General features: G+C 57.8%; 17 protein-coding genes. 13 read left to right on the top strand and 4 right to left on the bottom strand.

Features of this window, described 5'->3' with window-relative positions:
* Positions 1–203: 203 nt before the first annotated feature.
* The 6 genes from ABLQ08_RS22045 to ABLQ08_RS22070 all read left to right on the top strand — a co-directional run bounded on the left by ABLQ08_RS22045 (position 204) and on the right by ABLQ08_RS22070 (position 7,581).
* On the top strand, positions 204–1,067 hold the full coding sequence (locus ABLQ08_RS22045; RefSeq protein WP_352946427.1) for a DeoR/GlpR family DNA-binding transcription regulator: 864 nt from the start codon (positions 204–206) through the stop codon (positions 1,065–1,067).
* A 269-nt stretch (positions 1,068–1,336) separates the two neighbouring features.
* On the top strand, positions 1,337–3,379 hold the full coding sequence (locus ABLQ08_RS22050; protein ID WP_352946430.1) for an ABC transporter substrate-binding protein: 2,043 nt from the start codon (positions 1,337–1,339) through the stop codon (positions 3,377–3,379).
* Positions 3,380–3,439: 60 nt separating this feature from the next.
* Positions 3,440–4,444, top strand: coding sequence for an ABC transporter permease (locus ABLQ08_RS22055; protein WP_352946433.1), 1,005 nt, complete (start codon positions 3,440–3,442; stop codon positions 4,442–4,444).
* A 4-nt stretch (positions 4,445–4,448) separates the two neighbouring features.
* On the top strand, positions 4,449–5,579 hold the full coding sequence (locus ABLQ08_RS22060; protein WP_352946436.1) for an ABC transporter permease: 1,131 nt from the start codon (positions 4,449–4,451) through the stop codon (positions 5,577–5,579).
* Positions 5,576–6,571: an ABC transporter ATP-binding protein gene (locus ABLQ08_RS22065; RefSeq protein WP_352946439.1), complete on the top strand. Its 996-nt coding sequence runs from the start codon at positions 5,576–5,578 to the stop codon at positions 6,569–6,571. Before ABLQ08_RS22060 ends, ABLQ08_RS22065 begins: the two co-directional genes overlap by 4 nt.
* Positions 6,568–7,581: an ABC transporter ATP-binding protein gene (locus ABLQ08_RS22070; protein ID WP_352946442.1), complete on the top strand. Its 1,014-nt coding sequence runs from the start codon at positions 6,568–6,570 to the stop codon at positions 7,579–7,581. The genes ABLQ08_RS22065 and ABLQ08_RS22070 overlap by 4 nt, the downstream gene beginning before the upstream one ends.
* Positions 7,582–7,698: 117 nt before the next feature.
* Here ABLQ08_RS22070 and ABLQ08_RS22075 read toward each other — a convergent pair whose 3' ends face one another.
* Complete coding sequence (locus ABLQ08_RS22075) at positions 7,699–8,127, bottom strand: GNAT family N-acetyltransferase (RefSeq protein WP_352946445.1); 429 nt, start codon at positions 8,125–8,127, stop codon at positions 7,699–7,701.
* A 73-nt stretch (positions 8,128–8,200) separates the two neighbouring features.
* On the bottom strand, positions 8,201–9,124 hold the full coding sequence (locus ABLQ08_RS22080; protein WP_352946448.1) for a LysR family transcriptional regulator: 924 nt from the start codon (positions 9,122–9,124) through the stop codon (positions 8,201–8,203).
* Positions 9,125–9,263: 139 nt separating this feature from the next.
* Here ABLQ08_RS22080 and ABLQ08_RS22085 point away from each other — a divergent pair, with 139 nt between their 5' ends.
* From ABLQ08_RS22085 to ABLQ08_RS22115, 7 genes are read left to right on the top strand one after another with little or no spacing between them, the layout of a single operon-like run.
* Positions 9,264–9,731, top strand: coding sequence for a TRAP transporter small permease (locus ABLQ08_RS22085; RefSeq protein WP_352946451.1), 468 nt, complete (start codon positions 9,264–9,266; stop codon positions 9,729–9,731).
* 1 nt (position 9,732) lies between these two features.
* Positions 9,733–11,031 carry a TRAP transporter large permease gene (locus tag ABLQ08_RS22090; RefSeq protein WP_352946454.1) on the top strand — a complete coding sequence of 433 codons (1,299 nt, stop codon included), beginning with the start codon at positions 9,733–9,735 and terminating at the stop codon, positions 11,029–11,031.
* 34 nt (positions 11,032–11,065) lie between these two features.
* Positions 11,066–12,058: a TRAP transporter substrate-binding protein DctP gene (gene dctP / locus ABLQ08_RS22095; RefSeq protein WP_352946457.1), complete on the top strand. Its 993-nt coding sequence runs from the start codon at positions 11,066–11,068 to the stop codon at positions 12,056–12,058.
* 55 nt (positions 12,059–12,113) lie between these two features.
* Positions 12,114–12,425 (top strand): (2Fe-2S)-binding protein, encoded by a 312-nt coding sequence (locus tag ABLQ08_RS22100; RefSeq protein WP_352946460.1) that lies wholly within the window; start codon positions 12,114–12,116, stop codon positions 12,423–12,425.
* The gene (locus ABLQ08_RS22105) at positions 12,412–13,824 is read left to right on the top strand and encodes an NAD(P)/FAD-dependent oxidoreductase (RefSeq protein WP_352946463.1); all 1,413 of its coding nucleotides are present in this window, start codon (positions 12,412–12,414) and stop codon (positions 13,822–13,824) included. The genes ABLQ08_RS22100 and ABLQ08_RS22105 overlap by 14 nt, the downstream gene beginning before the upstream one ends.
* Positions 13,821–14,936 (top strand): NAD(P)/FAD-dependent oxidoreductase, encoded by a 1,116-nt coding sequence (locus ABLQ08_RS22110; RefSeq protein WP_352946466.1) that lies wholly within the window; start codon positions 13,821–13,823, stop codon positions 14,934–14,936. The genes ABLQ08_RS22105 and ABLQ08_RS22110 overlap by 4 nt, the downstream gene beginning before the upstream one ends.
* A gap of 12 nt (positions 14,937–14,948) precedes the next feature.
* Entirely contained in the window at positions 14,949–15,293 is a 345-nt protein-coding gene (locus ABLQ08_RS22115; protein ID WP_352946469.1) for a RidA family protein, read from the top strand.
* A gap of 82 nt (positions 15,294–15,375) precedes the next feature.
* Here the strand turns inward: ABLQ08_RS22115 and ABLQ08_RS22120 are convergent, their stop codons facing one another.
* Complete coding sequence (locus ABLQ08_RS22120; protein ID WP_352946472.1) at positions 15,376–16,605, bottom strand: M24 family metallopeptidase; 1,230 nt, start codon at positions 16,603–16,605, stop codon at positions 15,376–15,378.
* 208 nt (positions 16,606–16,813) lie between these two features.
* Complete coding sequence (locus ABLQ08_RS22125; protein ID WP_352946475.1) at positions 16,814–17,668, bottom strand: ABC transporter permease; 855 nt, start codon at positions 17,666–17,668, stop codon at positions 16,814–16,816.
* Positions 17,669–17,675: the final 7 nt, after the last annotated feature.

Raw genomic sequence — 17,675 nt, forward strand, 5'->3', positions numbered from 1 at the left:
TAAAAGAGAAATATGGAACTGATAGGTCGGCCTCAATCCTGGCCGACCAGCGGATCCTGTGTGCTGACACGGGGGAGTTGCGAAGCCGCTCTCACCTGAAGCGATGCCTATTTTGTGTGCTTTTGAACGTATTTCCGGCAAAATCGGTAAAAAAAACACATATCTATCTATTTTTTTGTTTTTTTGTGGATTCATGGCCGGAAATGTGGGTTAATGAACGTATGGGTGGAGAACAGGAAAAAATTCCTCATAGGGGACGTGAACTGCTCGATGTTCTTGCAAGGTTGGGAGGCTCTGCAAGAAATGCACAGATTGCGCAGGTCATGGATGTCTCCGAAGAGACCGTGCGCCGTCTGGTCAAGTCGCTTTCCAAGATCGGAAAGGTCGAAAGGGTTCATGGCGGCACCTACCTGTCCAGGTCGCAGGGCTCGCCGATGTATTCCGGCGCCCTTGAACAGAACACCAAGGAAAAGACACGCATCGGGCGTGCTGTCCGCAATCTGATTTCGGATGGCATGGTGGTTTTTCTCAACGTGGGTTCGACAACGACTCACGTCGCCGAGCAATTGCGTGACCTGAACGGCCTGACGGTCGTCACCAATTCCATTTCGACTGTCGCTTCTCTTGCAGACCAAAACGGGACCCGCGTCCACCTTGCCGGAGGCGAAGTCATTCGCTCCGAGCGCGGCAGTTTCGGCCGGGCCACGGAAGAATTCGCTTGCCGGTTCAACTACGACGCCGTGATTTGCGGAGCGGATGCAATATCCCACAAGGTCGGGTTCCTTGCTTCCAACCCTGCGGAGGCCGATCTCACGCGCGTCCTGGCGGACCGGACGGAGCGCATGGTGATCGCAGCCGACCGCCGCAAGTTCGAAGCCCGCGCCCCTTACGTGTGTTGCGCGTTCAACAAGGTCACTGACCTGGTGACAGATGCCAGACCGGTGGAAGCCTTAAGCGCTGCGCTGAAACAGGCGAACGTCACGGTTCATGTGGCAGCCAGGCAGGCGTCAAGGACCTCGGAAATGTCGGTTTCCGACAGGGGTCTGGCGTCGGAATCAACGGCTTAAGGTGCAAGGGGGGAGGAGCTTATGAGAAATCTGCCTTTGCACACCCGGACAACCAGTCTTCGCTTTGTCCATTCGGGCATGAATTACGTTTTGCCGGACAACGGAACGGATTTGAAAAGCTCGTCCGGACAAGGCTCCGGGTCGCATAAAAGAGGCCTGCGTTTCCATAAGAACGCCTTATCGTTTCATCCTCTTTATCGATTTTACATATGCTATTCCGCAGTGAATAGTTTCATCGGGGAAATACGTCACTCAACGTGGAGGAACTAATGAGAAAACTGCTTCTGATGGCCGGTGTCGCCGGCCTGGCACTTACCGGAACGGCATATGCGAGCTGTCCTCCGGTAACAGTCGCAGACCCGCAAGGGGTCGCTGCCGGTGCATACCCTCAACAGTACGATCTGGCGGAATTCGAGTCTGCGGCAAACTGCAAGCTGAGCTTTGCAGAAAACCCGGCAATCGGCGAGCTGAACGGCCGTATCCGCGGCAATGGCGACCTGCCTGCCGTGGCTGACCGCCTGCCTTCCGAACCGCTGGTTCTGGCACCCTATTCCGAAATCGGCCAGTATGGCGGCGTTCTCGACGCGCTTTCCAATGCGACAGAGTCCGGCACTTCCGACTTCCTTTCGGTCCGTCACGTCAACCTGTTCCGCTACTCGGACGACCTGCAGACCGTTGTCCCGAACGTTGCCAAGTCCTTTGAATGGAACGATGATTTCACGCAACTTACCGTGAAGCTTCGTGCAGGCCACAAATGGTCCGACGGCGCGCCGTTTACCGCAAACGACATCGCGTTCTGGTACAACAACCTGATGATGGACAAGAACGTCTTTGCCGAGGCGAAGGACTACGCCCTGGCGGGCGGCAAGCCGATGAAGGTCGAGGCACTGGACGACACGACCGTTCAGTTCACCCTGGAAGCTCCGAAGCCGGGTCTGGTCGAGACATTCACTTCCAGCTATGCCCAGCCTTATCAGCCGAAGCACTTCTTCGAGCAGTATCACCCTGCGCTGAATGACGGTGCCGATGAGGCTGCAAAAGCTCTGGGCTATGAAGGCGGCTACGACCTGATCAAGGCCTATTACGGCAACTCCGACTGGATGGACACGCCGTCACCGATGCTGACCGCCGGTGACCGCATTTCCAACCTGCCGAAAGATGCCGCTCCGACGCTGGAAAGCCACATCCTGGTGAAGGAAACGGCTGAAGGACGTCACTACGTCGCCAACCCGTACTTCTTCCAGATCGACACCCAGGGCAATCAGCTGCCCTACATCAACGAAATGGACGAAGTCTATATCGGCGACGAAGAGGTTCGTAACCTCAAGCTGCTGAACGGCGAAGTCGACTACAAGTCCCAGGCGATCAACCTGACATCGGCTCCGGTTCTGCTTGAAGGCCAGGAAAACGGCAACTACACGATCGAAGTGAAGCCGACCATTTCGAGCCCGACCCTTGCGTTCAACGTGACTGCAGAAGACGAAGCCCGCCGGGAGATCTTCAACGACATCCGGTTCCGCACGGCAATGTCCATCGGCATCGACCGCGACCAGATCAACGAGGTCATCTCCTTCGGTCTCGGCACACCGCAGCAGTATATCGGCTTCTCGCCACGTCCTGAATATATCGACGAAAAGTGGTCGAGCCACGAAATGGCCTATGAGGCAGATCGCGCCAAGGCGCTGCTGGACGAGATGGGTCTGGTCGACAAGGACGGTGACGGTTTCCGTGACCTTCCGAATGGTGACCCCTTCGTCCTCGACTGGCAGTTCGCGACCCAGGCAACCTCGTCTCAGCTGGTTGAACTGGTCGGCCGGAACTGGACAGAGCTGGGTGTTAAGACCACGATCAAGGAAGTGACTTCGGACGAGTACCGTTCGGCTCAGTCCGCGAATACACTCGACGTTCTCATCTGGACGAAGGGGCAGCCGGCGGGTTCAATCCTCGGCGACGGCGAGATCTGGGTACCGCCGTTTGACGGTTACTTCGATGTCCGTACAGGCATGCTCTGGGCTGAATATATCAGCTCGAACGGGGCAAACGGCATAGAGCCGCCGGCTTGGGTTGGTGAGCTGAAGACCCAGCTTGACATCTACCAGTCCTCGGCTCCGGGTTCAGATGCTTCGAAGGCAGCAGCCAACAAGATGGTTGAAATCATGACCGGCCAGCTGCTGTTCATCGGTGTCGTCAACTCTCCGGCACCGATCTACCATTCGAACAACCTGAAGAACTTCGCGGACTTCAAGACGTCCTCCTACGAGTACTACCGGACTTATCCTTACCGTCCGGCTCAGTGGTTCCTGAGCAACTAAGCTCCTGAGATAAACCGAAAGCGGGCGCCCGCGCCCGCTTTCTCCTGGGAGGGGGGAGCTATGCTACAATTTGCCCGTTTCACTGCCATCAGGGCAGCCCTGGCGCTTGTCACGCTGGTGATCGTTTCGCTGGTCGTGTTCTCGCTGATGGAACTGGTGCCCGGCGACTGCGCCGAGCGTTACCTGGCCTATAAAAACACACAAGGATCTGCCATTACCCTGGCGGATATCGAGGCCGAACGCGCCAGACTTGGTCTGGACCGGCCGTTCCTGACACGCTGGGCGAGCTGGCTGGCCGGTGCGTTTCAGGGAGAATTCGGCGACAGCTGCATTCTGCGCGTGAACATTGCACAGCTGCTTGGATCCAAGTTCTGGATTTCCCTTGCGATCTGCCTCGGTTCGTTGGTTCTGGCCTACTCGATCGCCATTCCGGTCGGCATCATTTCGGCAGCTTCCAAGAACCCGCTTCTGAACAACTCCCTTCGTTTCGTCAGCTATCTCGGCCTGGCAATGCCGAACTTCCTGCTCGCGCTGATGATCATGCTCGTTTCCACCGTCTATTTCGGTGAAACACTGACAGGGCTCTTCTCGCCGCAATACAAAGACGCGCCCTGGTCACTCGACAAGTTTCTGGACCTCCTGAAGCATGCCTGGCTGCCGATCTTCATTCTCGGCTGGTCGGCAACAGCCTTCGCGCTGCAGACCGTACGAGCCCTGATGTCGGACGAAATCGGCAAGCTCTACGTGACGGCTGCAGCCGCGCGCGGGATATATGGCCGCCGCCTGTTGTGGAGGTATCCCGCTAGGCACGCCCTGGGTCCGATCGTGAACTCGCTCGGCTTTGACCTCAACCGCATCTTCAACGAACTTCCCATCGTCGCGCTCATCCTGACGCTGACCGAAATGGGATCGCTGCTCCTGGACGCACTGGCGCGTTCCAACGACCAGCAGCTTGCAGGTGCCATCATCTTTCTGCTGACCGCGTCCATCGTTGCCGTGAATTTCCTGACGGAAATCCTTCTGGCAGTGATTGATCCGCGCGTGCGCAAGAGCATCATCAGGTAGGGCCATGACAGCAGTAGCAAAAGACCAAAAGGCCAAGGAAGCCTATTTTACCGCCTCACAAAGGCAGCTGATCTGGGCGCGTTTCAAGAAGCAGAAAGCGGCGATGGTGGCAGCCACCGTGCTGGCCATGCTCATCCTGTCCGGCCTGTTCGCCCCGTTCCTGGCACCGTACGACCCGACGATTGCCGGGCGTGACAAGGACTACCTGAACGGCGCTCCGCAGATTCCACAATTCTGCGACAAGAACGGCTGCTCCCTGCGCCCGTTCCTGCATCCGGTCACCCGTGAACGGTCGATCCAGACCAATTTCCGCTGGGTTGAAAAGATCAATGATGACGAGCGCGTCTACATGCAGTTTTTTGTGCGTGGCGACGAGTACAAGCTGTTCGGCTTCATTCCGGGCGACGTGCACCTGTTCGGCATGGAAGAAGGCTATGTTCACCTGTTCGGCACCGACAGCGCCGGCAAGGACATTTTCTCCCGTACCTTGTTCGCGATCTGGACATCGTTGCAGGTTGGCACGCTGGGTGTCGTGATCTCGTTTGTTCTGGCGCTGATCATCGGAGGGGTTGCCGGCTATTACGGTGGCATGGTTGACAGCGTGATCCAGATGATCACCGATGCCGTGCGAACGATCCCGTCCATTCCCCTGTTCATGGCGATTGCCGCGTTCATTCCGCCCGAGTGGTCGGCAGAGACACGCTTCTTTGTCATCACGATGATCCTCGGCCTGGTCGGTTGGCCGACGCTGGCCCGTCGCGTGCGAACACACCTGCTGGTCGAGAGAAACCAGGAATATGTACTTGCGGCCCAGCTGTGCGGCGCGAGCGCAGGACATGTTATCCGAAAACATCTCCTGCCCAGCTTCACCAGCTACATCATCGTCGATCTGGTGATTTCCTTCCCCTACATGGTTCTGTCGGAAACCGCACTGAGCTTCATCGGCCTCGGTCTCAAGGACCCGGTCAACAGCCTCGGCGTGATGTTGCAGAACGTGACCAAGGCCGACGTCTTGCTGAACTACCAGTGGTACTTCATCCCGGTGGTGTTCTTCATCACGCTCGTCATGGCCTTCGTCTTTGTCGGTGACGGGTTGCGCGATGCCGCAGACCCTTATGCAGAGGCCAGAAAATGAGCCTGATTGACGTTGAAAACCTGACCCTTCAGTTCCAGACGGACGAAGGACTCATCACCGCCGTTGAAAACGTGTCGTTCTCGATCGCGCCGGGTGAAGTGATGGGGCTCGTCGGCGAGTCGGGATCCGGGAAGTCGGTGACTGCAAAGTCCCTGATGAAACTGAATTCTTCCAATGCCCGCTATTCTCCGGAAAGCAAGATCACGCTTCACCTGGAAAGTGGTCCGGTCAGCGTGCTCGATCTCAAACGCCCGCGTGACATGGAAGTCGTGCGCGGCGGTGCGATCAGCATGATCTTCCAGGAGCCGATGGCCAGCTTTGCGCCGGCCATGACCATCGGCAAGCAGATGGTAGAGCAGCTTCTTGTCCATTCCGACATGACGAAGAAACAGGCCAAGGAACTGTCCATCGAAATGCTGGACCGTGTTGGCATCTCCGATGCTTCCATGCGGTTCAACCAATATGCGTTCGAGATGTCCGGTGGCATGCGTCAACGCGCCATGATTGCGATGGCTCTGTCGACAAAACCGAAACTTCTGATCGCCGACGAACCGACAACGGCCCTTGATGTTACGATCCAGGCACAGGTGATCGACCTGATGAAAGAGCTGGTCGACGAGTTCGGCATGGGGATCATCTTCATCACCCATGACCTGGGCGTGGTTGCTCAAACAGCGGACAAGGTCGCGGTCATGTATCTGGGCCGAATGGTTGAGGAAGGACCGGTGCGCGAGGTGATCCGAAATCCGTTCCATCCCTATACGCAGGGTCTGATCGACGCGTTGCCCCAGCTGGACGATCTCGACAAACCGCTCACACCGGTCCCGGGCGACATCCCCAGTCCTCTGGAACGGCCGGAAGGCTGCGTCTTTCACACAAGATGCAGCCAGATCATCGGCGACATTTGCAAGACCGTGGTGCCACACCGGATCGAGACCGGAGAATTCCACGGCGCAAGCTGCCACCTCTGCCACCAGGGAGCTGCTGAATGAGTGACGATATTCTGATTCAGACCAAAGATCTGTCCGTTGGCTTCCGGGTCGGTGGCGGCGTGTTCAACAAGCAAATTCTCAAGGCAGTCGACGGCATTTCCATCGACATTCCCAAAGGATCGTTCTTCGGCGTCGTGGGAGAATCGGGGTCCGGCAAGACCACCCTTGGACGCGCTCTGTTGAAGGCAGTCTCCATCACCGGCGGGCATGCCACCTATGACGATGGCGAGGTTCAATACGATCTGGCAGAAATGACGCCTGCGCAACTGAAGGACTACCGCAAGCGCGCTCAGCTGATTTTCCAGGATCCTTATGCGGCCCTAAGCCCGCGCATGACCGTTCGAGACATCATTGCCGAGCCGCTTGAAGTCATGGGTCTGACGAAAACGCGGGAGGAAACCGACGCACGAGTTCGCGACATCGCATCCAAGTGCAGGCTCAACCTGGAGCATTTGCGCCGCTTTCCGCATGCGTTTTCCGGCGGCCAGCGTCAGCGAATATCCATCGCTCGCGCGCTGGTATCGGGACCGCGCTTCGTGGTCGCGGACGAGTCCGTCGCCGCGCTCGACGTGTCGATCCAGGCCGACATCCTGAACCTGCTGCGGTCGTTGCAGGAAGAGCTGGGCCTCACCTTCATGTTCATCAGTCATGACCTGTCGGTGGTGGCCCATACCTGTGACCATGTTGCGGTGATGTATCTCGGTCGGATCGTGGAAAGCGCTCCGACGCGTCAGCTGTTCGCCAATCCTCGCCATCCCTATACAAAGGCCCTGTTTTCGGCGATCCCGTCACTGGACCCGGACCATCGGGGAGCCGCGCAGAAGCTGGAAGGCGAGATCCCCTCACCGACCAATCAGCCTTCAGGGTGCAAGTTCCACACCCGCTGCCCATATGCTGCGGATATCTGCAAACTCGAGGAACCTCCTCTGGAAAGCTGCGAAGAGGGCCATTCCGTTTCCTGCCATCTATGGAAGGAACTGCAGCACTATGAACACGCGACGCAAGCCTGACCGGTGAATCTGTTCGCGTTTTTCAAAGAAGCGCCGGAATGCGGGCAACCGCTTTCCGGCCGATTTTCGCACGTCCCACGATGCCGAACCGGGGCTTTCGAAAACTGAAGCGCTCCGTCATGCTTTCTCCAAACGTCGCTCGAACACAACTTCACCATTCGAACATCTTCCGGTTTCGGTCCAACCATTCCGACGATAGAAGGCTTCCGCGCGAGTGTCCGGATCGGTGCTGAGTTTCGCCACGGACCAGCCGGCCTGGCGCAATTCGGAACAGGCACTTTCCAACAAAGCTTGGCCCAGCCCTTGCCCTTCCTTTCCCGGAAGAACGAACAGGGCCCAGATCGATCCGTCTCTCGGGTCTGCTGCTGAAAAACCGGTGACTGTCCCACTCAGCTCACAAAGCCAGATGCTCGTGTTTTTGATGAACCAGGCATAGTCCCGCGGCCCGATCAGGCTCGGATCGGATAATCGGTTCTCCACGACGGAACTCCGCACTTTGGATAACGCCGGAATATCGTCGATCGTCGCTTTTCTAAGCTGCTTCATGGTCTTTCGTCTTTATCCCGCGAAGGTCGCGGATGAATGGCTTGCCCCACTTAAACAAAGCCCGTCAAAAAGACTACTCATATGCGTTCTTGAGTTTTTCAAGTTCGGAACCAAGGAGTTTCGCAAACTCGGTTGTCAGTGCCGAAGGAGGCCGGTGAGCCGGTTGCATGATCGAGACGGAAAGCACGACCCTCGGCCGGAAGGGGCGGAAAATCACAGGACATGGTTGCGGCCTTGAATTGACATATCCGGCAGCGGTGATCGGGTCGCATACGCAGTAGCAAAGACCCTTTTCGACAAGCGTCAAGGCAGGCTGAAAGGTTCGGAGCTCGAACCGGTGGGCAAAGTCGGCTTTCTGTTCTTCGAAGGCTGCGATAGTCGCAATCAGGTTGGGATGCCCCTCCTGAAGAGCTGCCATCGGCTTGCCCGACAGGCACTGCGCATCAATCTCCTGTCTCTCAGCCAGTCGATCCCCTTCCGGCACGGCGCATACGCATTCCAATTCGAAATCTTGCGTTTCGATAGCCGGATTGGGCGACGGCGTTTCAGCAAATCCGATGTCATATTGCTGCGACGAAATCCACTCAGCGACCACCGAGGACGCCCGCATCATCAAAGAGGCACGGACCTCGGGCCGGCCTTCGAGAAACTCGGCCAGGATCTGCGGCATCATCATGTTGGCCGCCGCCGGCATGCAGGCGATGTTCAACCGGCCTTTGCTGAGTGCCCCGATTTCCCGCATCGTCCGCGTTGACAGGGTCAACCGGCTCAGGATCGCTTCGGCTTCACCGATGAAGAACTTTGCCTCGGGTGTCGCTTCCATCCGGCCACGCTGACGGCGGAACAGCGTCAGCTCAAGCTCGGCCTCCAGATTGGCGATCAAGGCGCTGACAGCAGGTTGCGTTCGGCCGAGAATTTTGGCCGCTTCGGACACCGATCCCGTCCGCATCACTTCTCTGAACGCTTGAAGTTGCCGAAAACTAACATTCATCAACATTGTTTTTTCACGCGTTTTTCCGACTTTATAAAGTCACTTTATTCTAGCATCAATATTATCGTTTTGACCTAATATATTGCTGACAGCATGTTCCTCCGAAGTTTTGGTGCCGGTGTCGACCGGTGCGGGGGAGGAACGAATGGAACGCTTTGCCAGCATCACGCTGACGTTTCTGATATGCGTAGTCGCCCTGGGTCAGTTCGTGCAGGTGATCACCCGCTACGTTCTGGAAATCCCGGTGATGGGGCTGGAAGAAAGCCTGCTTTATCCGACCATGTGGCTCTACATGCTCGGCGCGGTCAACGCTTCACGGGAAAACACCCATATCCGGGCAAACGTGCTTGAGATTTTCCTCACGACCAAGCGCCAGCATCAGGTTCTTGCCGTCATTGGCGAAGTCATCAGCCTGACCATCGGCCTCTGGCTGACCAGCTGGGCGTGGGACTTCACCCGCTATTCCATCCGCGTCTGGCGCGAGAGCCCGACGCTCTACCTGCCGACATTCTATGTCGATATCGCCCTGACCGTGGGGCTGGTCCTGATGATGGTCTTCACCGCCCTGCATCTGCTGCGCCACCTGCGCGCTCTTCTGGTCAAGGAGGCCTGAGATGGTTGAGGTCGCACTTCTCGCGGTTCTGGTTCTTGTCATCCTGCTGACCCTGGGCGTGCCACTGCCCTACTGCTTCGGCGGCGGACTGATGGTGATGTATTTCGTCGGCGACGTGGTGATGAAGGGCAACATGCTGTGGGGCTTCCAGCAACTCGGCAATCCGGTTCTGCTGGCAATACCGCTTTTCGTCCTTGCCGGGACAATCATGAGCGTCTCGGGCATTGCCGCGTCCCTGCTGAATTTCGTCAACATCTTCATTGGCCACCTGCGCGGCGGTCTTGGCGTCGTGGCCACCGTGTCCTGCGCCCTGATCGGTGCCATTTCCGGCTCCGGCCTCACCGGTGTTGCCGCTATCGGCCCGCTGCTCATCCCGGAAATGGAAAAGCAGGGCTATCCGCGTGAATACGCCACGGCCCTGATTGCCAATTCCTCGCTTCTCGGACTGCTGATCCCGCCATCTGTCACGATGATTGTCTATGGCTGGGTCACGGATACGTCGATCCTGGCCTGTTTCCTGGCAACGCTCGGCCCGGGCCTGCTGATCATGCTGAGCTTTTCCGCGGTGAACATTCGCATGGCGAAGAAGTTTCCGCTGAAGCTGAACGAGCCTCTGAAGGGGCAAGACTTCGTTGCCGAGGCGTCCTCGCGCGGTTTCAAGGCGACCCCTGCGCTGCTGATGCCGGTCATCATCCTTGGCGGAATTTACGGTGGCATCATGACGCCGACCGAGGCCGCCGCAGTCGCCGTGATCTATGCCGTCCCGGTTGGCTTCCTCATCTACAGGGGCCTGAACCTCAACACATTTTTAGGTGCCGGCCGGGAAGCTGCAACCTCCGTCGGCGCAATCATGCTGATGATCCTGTTCTCGATGATCTTGTCACAGATGTTCGTTCTGGAGAGCATTCCGCAAGCACTCGTGCAGGCGATCTTCTCGATCACCGAAAACAAGGTCGTACTGCTGATCCTCATCAACATCCTGCTGTTTCTGGTGGGCATGGTGGTCAATGACGTCACCGCCATCATCCTGATCGCGCCGCTGCTTTTGCCGCTGATGGAAGCGATCGGTGTGAGCCCGATCCAGTTTGCCGCAATCATGGGCGTGAACACCGCCATGGGCGGCGTCACCCCGCCCTATGCCTCAATTCTCTATCTTGGCGCACGGATCGGCAATGTGCCGGTCACCAAGGTTATTCGGCCCGCGATGATCCTGATCCTGCTCGGTTACCTGCCGGTGGTGTTCCTGACCAGCTTCTGGCCGGACCTGTCGATGTGGCTGCCGCGCGTCTTTGGCTACTGACCCCGTTTCATCTTTACTGGAGGAGAAACCAACGATGATGAACTTCCTGAAATCCACCTGCATTGCCGCCGCCCTGCTGGCAACCACCGGCATAGCAACCGCCGACACGCTGAAGGTCAGCCACATCCGTCCTCAGGATGCGACGATTGACAAGGAACTGCGTGTCTTCGCCGACAAGCTCAAGGAAGCCACCGGCGGCTCGCTGGAACTCAACCTGTTCCCGGCATCCGCCCTTGGCGACTACACGTCCGTTCAGGAACGTATTTCAGTCGGAGCAATCGACATGGCCGTTCAGCCGGCTGCTACCGCAGTTGACCGGCGCATGCAGATTTCAGCCTTTCCGTATGTCGCCGCGAACTGGGACGACGCCAAGAAGATCTATGGCCCGGGCGGTGCGATCTATGACGCGATGAAAGAGCTTTACGCCAAGCAGGACATCACCATGCTGGCAGCTTATCCGGTCTATTTCGGCGGTATTGCGCTCAATACCGATGCTGTAAACCCGGGTGATCCGTCGGCATCCAAGGGCATCAAGGTCCGCGTACCGGGCATCAAGAGCTTCCAGCTGACCGCAGACGCTCTCGGGTACATCTCTTCCCCGATCCCGTTCTCCGAAGCCTTCACCGCCGTGCAGACCGGCGTTGTTGACGGTGTCGTCGGCTCCGGAGCGGAAGGTTACTACGCATCATTCCGGGACGTGACCACCACTTATGTGCCTGTGAACACCCATTTTGAAGTCTGGTACATGATCATCAATTCCGGCACGCTGGCCGACCTCAGCGATGAAGACCGGGCAGCTCTTGAAAAGGCGGCACTGGAGTTCGAAGCCAAGCGCTGGGAAACCGCCGAGGCCGACCAGGGTGCCTTCGAGCAGAAACTGGCCGACTACGGCGCCACCATCGTCAAGCTGAGCGACGGGGAACTTACCGCCACCGCAGAGCATGTGCGCGCGCAGGTCTGGCCACAGGTTCTGGAAGATGTCGGCCAGGAATGGGGCCAGTCCATCCTCGACAAGATCGGCAACTAAGCCTTCGCAGAAGGGGGCGTCATCGCCCCCTTTTGTCTTCAACCGGAGATCACCCATGTTTCGATCCCTGAGAGAGACGTCACCGGATATCGTCCAGGTGACAGTCAATGGTCAGCCGGTCCGGGTTCCCTCCGGGCAAACCGTCTGGTCGGCTCTTGCCCTGTCAGGTCAGCCAGTCACGCGCAAGGCAGCCCTTTCCGGAGAAGACCGCAGCGCCTATTGCGCCATGGGCGTCTGTTTCGAATGCATGGTGGAGATAAACGGCGAGCCCAACCAGCAGGCCTGTTTGCACAAAGTGGCACCGGACATGGTCATCACTTCCCAGAACATTACCGAAACCACGAAGGCGACAAATGCCGGCCTTTGATTGTGTGATCGTCGGAGCAGGCCCGGCCGGTATGGCAGCAGCGACAAAACTCGCTGAACACGGTGTGCGTCCTCTGGTTCTGGATCGCGGAACAAGGGCTGGTGGTCAGATCTATCGCTCCGCTGCGTCTTCTCCGCTCCCCGACGCATCCAAACTGGGCCCCGACTATACGATTGGCGCAAACTTGATTGCAGAGTTTGAAGCCTGCGGCGTGGATTATGTGCCTGGTGCAGATGTCTGGCACGTCGGAGACGACGGCAGGATCCTCTATTCTCTCGATGGAGAGACAAGACAGGTCGAGACCCGCGAAATTCTGATCTGTCCGGGTGCCATCGAACGCCCGATGCCGATCCCCGGCTGGACCCTGCCAGGCGTCATGACAGCAGGTGCAGCACAGGTCATGCTGAAATCGGATGCGATCGTTGCCGACGATGCAGTCTTTGCAGGCTCCGGTCCATTGTTGTACCTCATCGTAGCGCAGTATCTGCGCCTCGGCGTCAAGGTGGCAGGACTGGTCGACACCACTCCAAAAGAAAACTATCTACACGCAACGCCTTTGATCACCGGAGCTCTGAGCTCTGTGTCTCTCCTGCGCAAAGGATTGTCCCTTCTTCGTGAGATTCGGCAGGCCGGGATACCGGTTTTCCGAAATGCGTCACAGTTGAAAGTGCTCGGAGCAGATCGCGCTACCGGTCTTTCGTTTCACTGCCGCGGGCAACGAAAACTGTCTGCCGAAACCGTCTTTCTGCACCACGGCGTCATACCAAATCCGAACATGGCAAGAGCACTCGGTCTCGACCATGTCTGGAACGAAGACCAGCTGACCTGGAATGTGAAAAAAGACCGGTTCGGACAAAGCTCTTTGCCGCATGTTTCTGTTGCCGGAGACGCGGGAGGTATCGTCGGAGCCGATGGAGCGCGTCACGAGGGTTACATCAGCGCGCTCAATATCCTGGCGCGGCTTGGCCGGATTTCCTTGGACAAACGGGATCAATTGTCCCGTCATTCCTTCGGAGAATTACAGCGTTTGTCCAAGTTCCGCCGGTTCATCGACCAGCTCTACCGGCCCGTTGAAGCATTGCGCCTGCCGCAAGACGAGAACACCCTGGTGTGTCGCTGCGAAGAGCAGAGCGTCGCCGACCTTCGCGCTGGATTTCAGGAAGGTGCACGGGACCCGAACGCGCTGAAATCCCGGACCCGCTGCGGCATGGGGCCATGCCAGGGGCGGCAATGCGGCCCGATCGTCAGCGCCCTCCTGGCCGAATGGCGCAATCAAAGCGAGGCGGAAGTCGGATACTACCGGCTGCGCAGCCCTCAGCGCCTGCTCAGCCTGGAAGAGTTGAGCCGCTTCGAAACGGTTGAACCGGCCCGATCCGAAGCAGCGGAGGCTGCGCAATGAAAACGGAAGTGCTGATCATCGGTGGCGGCATCCAGGGATGCGCCACAGCCTATCACCTTGCGCGCCAGGGCGTCGCGGTCATTGTCCTGGAGAAAGACTACGTGGCCCGTCACGCCTCGGGCGTGAATGCAGGTGGTGTTCGCCTCCTGGGGCGCGATCTTGCCGAGGTTCCCCTGTCCAAGGCTTCAATGCACATCTGGCAAACGCTCGATGAAGAACTGGACGCTGATACGGGATTTCACGCAACGTCACTGGTGAACATCGCAGCGGACGAAGCCGACATGGATACCTTGAAGGCGCGTGAAGCAACGATGCATGCAATCGGTCATACCCATGAGCAGATCCTGGACCGGCAGGAACTGCGTGAGATTCTGCCGCAAGTCCATCCCTCCTGCGTCGGTGGCGCAACATCAAAGCTGGACGGTCTTGCCCACCCATATCGATCGACCAACGCTTTCCGCCTGGCAGCTGAACGCCATGGCGCCCGTATCGTGGAAGGTACCGAATTGCAGAGCCTCCGGCGGGTCGGATCTACCTGGATCGCACAATCGAAATCCCACAGCTATGAAGCTGCCACCGTTGTGAATTGTGCAGGGGCCTGGGCAGACCGTGTCGCGTTGATGATCGGCGACAACGTTCCGCTCAGCCACGCGGCGCCGATGCTGATGATCACTGCGCGCATGCCGCATTTTGCTTCACCTGTCGTCGGTGCGGTCAGCCGGCAGCTCAGCTTCAAGCAATTCGACAACGGCACCGTTTTGATTGGTGGCGGGGCCAAAGGATTCGCCGACCGGGCAACCAACACGACGCGTCTGGACTACGCGAAGCTTGCCAAAGCGGCGCGCACCACAATCGACTTCTTTCCGATCATGGCCCGCGCTTCAATCAATCGCATGTGGGCCGGGCTCGAGGCCTATATGCCCGACAATCTGCCGGTGATCGGCCCGGCAGTAAATGCTGAAAACGCCTTTCATGCTTTCGGCTTTTCCGCTCACGGGTTTCAGCTCGGCCCAATCGTCGGCAAGGTTGTTTCCGACATGATTTTGACCGGACAGGCCGGATTTGACTTGTCCGCATTCCGTATCGACCGCTATGACCGGAAGATACTTTAACTGGAGCAGAAAATGTCAATCACACGCATCGAAACCGGCCAGCGCATGAGCAAGATCGTCAAGCACAACGGTACGGTCTATCTCTGCGGCCAGACCTCGGACAAGGAATCCGTCGCCGAGCAGACCCGTCACTGCCTTGAGAAGGTCGAAGCTCTTCTCGAACAGGCCGGCAGCGACAAGACCCGCATCCTGCAATGCATCATCTGGCTGTCGGACATGGCGGACTTTGCTGAAATGAACGCTGTCTGGGACGCCTGGGTTCCGGAAGGCCATGCTCCGGCACGGGCCTGCGGTGAAGCCAAGCTTGCCCGGGACGCTCTGAAGGTCGAGCTGATCGTCACCGCAGCCTGCGACTGATCGCAGATCACGCCGGTCTATCTGTTTTCAAGGTTTTGACGGGGCTCCATGGAGCCCCGTCTGCATTCTTCAAAAGTGCGACTTAGCGCTTCGGGATGATGTTGTGCTCCGGTCCGAACGGGAAACCGGTAATGTTGTCGGCACCGTCTTCCTTGACAATCAGGATGTCGTGCTCGCGGTAACCGCCGGCACCCGCCTGACCTTCCGGGATCATGATCATCGGCTCCATGGAGACAACCATACCCGGTTCCAGAACCGTTTCGACATCTTCGCGCAGTTCTACCGAGGCTTCACGACCATAGTAGTGGCTGAGCACGCCAAAGGAGTGGCCGTAGCCGAAGCTTCTGTATTGCAGCAGATCGTGACTGCGATAGATGTCGTTGAGTTCAGCGGCGATGTCGCAGCAGCGAGCGCCCGGCTTGATCAGTTTCAAACCTTCGCGGTGGACGTGACAGTTGACTTCCCACAGCCGCAAGTGCTCGTCCGACGCATGCTCGCAGAAAAGCGTGCGCTCAAGGGCGGTGTAGTAGCCGAAGATCATCGGGAAGCAGTTCAGACTGAGAATGTCGCCTGCCTCAACAACCTTGTTGGTGACCGGATTGTGCGCACCATCCGTGTTGATGCCTGACTGGAACCAGGTCCAGGTGTCCATCAGTTCAACGAACGGGAAGGACTTGGCAATCTCGCGGATCATTGCATTTGTCGATGCGATGGCCACTTCGTGTTCGGTGACCCCGGCCTGAACGGCCTCGACCAGCGCCGCTCCGCCAACGTCGCAGATACGAGCACCTTCACGGATGAGAACGTGTTCTTCAGCGCTCTTGATGGTGCGCTGACCCATGGCGTCAGCAGCGATGTCGACAAACTCAACACCCGGAAGGGCGTCCTTGAGCTGCTTGAGCAGGTCGAGCGAAACATGGTCGAACTCGATACCAATGCGCTTGACCGATGCATTCGGCATACCGAGGAGTGACTGGATTGCGTAGAAATAATTGTCACGGCGCCAGTCGGTGTAGATCACCGTATCGCCGTGCGTGCGGCGCCAGGGCTGACCGCCATCAATCCCGGCCGCTATTGTTGTCGCCTTGTCCTGCGTGATCACCATGCCGTATTTGCGACCGAAGTAGCAGTAAAGGAAGCCGGAGTAGTAGCAGATGTTGTGATAGGAGGTGAACAGGCAGGCGTCGATCTGCCGGTTGGCCATCAGTTTTCTCAGGTTCGCCTGTCGGCTATCCATCTCCTGCGGAGAAAACGGCGAGAAAGCCTTCTCACCATTGTTCATCTCGTAAATGCGGATCATGTCTTCGCTCATGGGAGGTCTCCTTTCCCTGTTTCGATTCTAGGTCAGCTTTGCGCTGTTTTCCGGGCCTGAAACGCAAAACGGGCCGGCTTCCCTTCACAGAAGCCGGCCCGCCAGGCCCAAATTCAAATTGTCTTGCTGCCGGGAGAGCCGGTCTTCGGCCTCCGCCCGGTGGCTGGCGTTCCGCCACCGGCTCAGTTTGAAAGCAGCGGGGCTGGTATCAGCCCGGTGATAATCCTCTCAGGCGTTCCGACCGCCGGCGCAACAGCTCCAGAACGGTCAGGAGTGCAATTGATATGGCAACCATCAAGGAAGCCACCGCCAGAATGGTCGGAGAAATCTGTTCACGCAACCCTGTAAACATTTGCCATGGTAGCGTCTTCTGTCCGGCCGAACCAAGGAAGAGAACGACGACCACTTCATCGAACGACGTGATGAAGGCGAACAGTGCACCCGATACAACACCCGGGATGATCAGCGGCATCTGAACCTTGAAGAAGGTTGTCACCGGATTTGCGCCAAGGCTTGCGGATGCGCGAACCAGACTGCGGTCGAAACCGACAAGCGTTGCCGTGACCGTGATGATCACGAAGGGCGTGCCGAGGGCGGCATGTGCGAGCACAACGCCCCAATAGGTGCCTTGCAGACCGATACGGGAGTAGAAGAAGTACATGCCCGCAGCCGAGATGATCAACGGCACGATCATCGGAGAAATCAGCACTGCCATAATTGCCGACTTGTAAGGCACGTGCGACTGCGACAGGCCGATTGCCGCCAGAGTGCCGAAACCTGTTGCGAGCACTGTCGCGATCGGTGCAATCAGCACCGAGTTTTTCAACGCCTGCTGCCAGTCCGGGTTGGTGAAAAAGTCGTTGTAGTGCTTGAAGGAATAGCCTTCAGGACTCAGCGCTAGCATTTCCTTGGTGAAGGTAAAGAAATCCTGCGCGTTGAAGCTGAGCGGAAGGATCACCAGGATCGGAAAGATCAGGAAGAAGAAGATCAGTCCGCAGATGACCCTGAAAGAGTAGAACCATGCCCGCTGAAGAGGGGACGCATATGGTGGAAGTGCGCTCATATCGTCC

This window comes from Roseibium sp. SCP14 (assembly GCF_040329475.1).
Taxonomy (GTDB): Bacteria; Pseudomonadota; Alphaproteobacteria; order Rhizobiales; family Stappiaceae; genus Roseibium.

Coding starts and splice junctions, on each gene's coding strand:
- ABLQ08_RS22045 (WP_352946427.1), top strand. CDS start 204: ATGTGGGTTAATGAACGTATGGGTGGAGAACAGGAAAAAATTCCTCAT.
- ABLQ08_RS22070 (WP_352946442.1), top strand. CDS start 6,568: ATGAGTGACGATATTCTGATTCAGACCAAAGATCTGTCCGTTGGCTTC.
- ABLQ08_RS22110 (WP_352946466.1), top strand. CDS start 13,821: ATGAAAACGGAAGTGCTGATCATCGGTGGCGGCATCCAGGGATGCGCC.
- dctP (WP_352946457.1), top strand. CDS start 11,066: ATGATGAACTTCCTGAAATCCACCTGCATTGCCGCCGCCCTGCTGGCA.
- ABLQ08_RS22105 (WP_352946463.1), top strand. CDS start 12,412: ATGCCGGCCTTTGATTGTGTGATCGTCGGAGCAGGCCCGGCCGGTATG.
- ABLQ08_RS22050 (WP_352946430.1), top strand. CDS start 1,337: ATGAGAAAACTGCTTCTGATGGCCGGTGTCGCCGGCCTGGCACTTACC.
- ABLQ08_RS22080 (WP_352946448.1), bottom strand. CDS start 9,124: ATGTTGATGAATGTTAGTTTTCGGCAACTTCAAGCGTTCAGAGAAGTG.
- ABLQ08_RS22060 (WP_352946436.1), top strand. CDS start 4,449: ATGACAGCAGTAGCAAAAGACCAAAAGGCCAAGGAAGCCTATTTTACC.
- ABLQ08_RS22085 (WP_352946451.1), top strand. CDS start 9,264: ATGGAACGCTTTGCCAGCATCACGCTGACGTTTCTGATATGCGTAGTC.
- ABLQ08_RS22075 (WP_352946445.1), bottom strand. CDS start 8,127: ATGAAGCAGCTTAGAAAAGCGACGATCGACGATATTCCGGCGTTATCC.
- ABLQ08_RS22055 (WP_352946433.1), top strand. CDS start 3,440: ATGCTACAATTTGCCCGTTTCACTGCCATCAGGGCAGCCCTGGCGCTT.
- ABLQ08_RS22120 (WP_352946472.1), bottom strand. CDS start 16,605: ATGAGCGAAGACATGATCCGCATTTACGAGATGAACAATGGTGAGAAG.
- ABLQ08_RS22090 (WP_352946454.1), top strand. CDS start 9,733: ATGGTTGAGGTCGCACTTCTCGCGGTTCTGGTTCTTGTCATCCTGCTG.
- ABLQ08_RS22065 (WP_352946439.1), top strand. CDS start 5,576: ATGAGCCTGATTGACGTTGAAAACCTGACCCTTCAGTTCCAGACGGAC.
- ABLQ08_RS22125 (WP_352946475.1), bottom strand. CDS start 17,668: ATGAGCGCACTTCCACCATATGCGTCCCCTCTTCAGCGGGCATGGTTC.
- ABLQ08_RS22115 (WP_352946469.1), top strand. CDS start 14,949: ATGTCAATCACACGCATCGAAACCGGCCAGCGCATGAGCAAGATCGTC.
- ABLQ08_RS22100 (WP_352946460.1), top strand. CDS start 12,114: ATGTTTCGATCCCTGAGAGAGACGTCACCGGATATCGTCCAGGTGACA.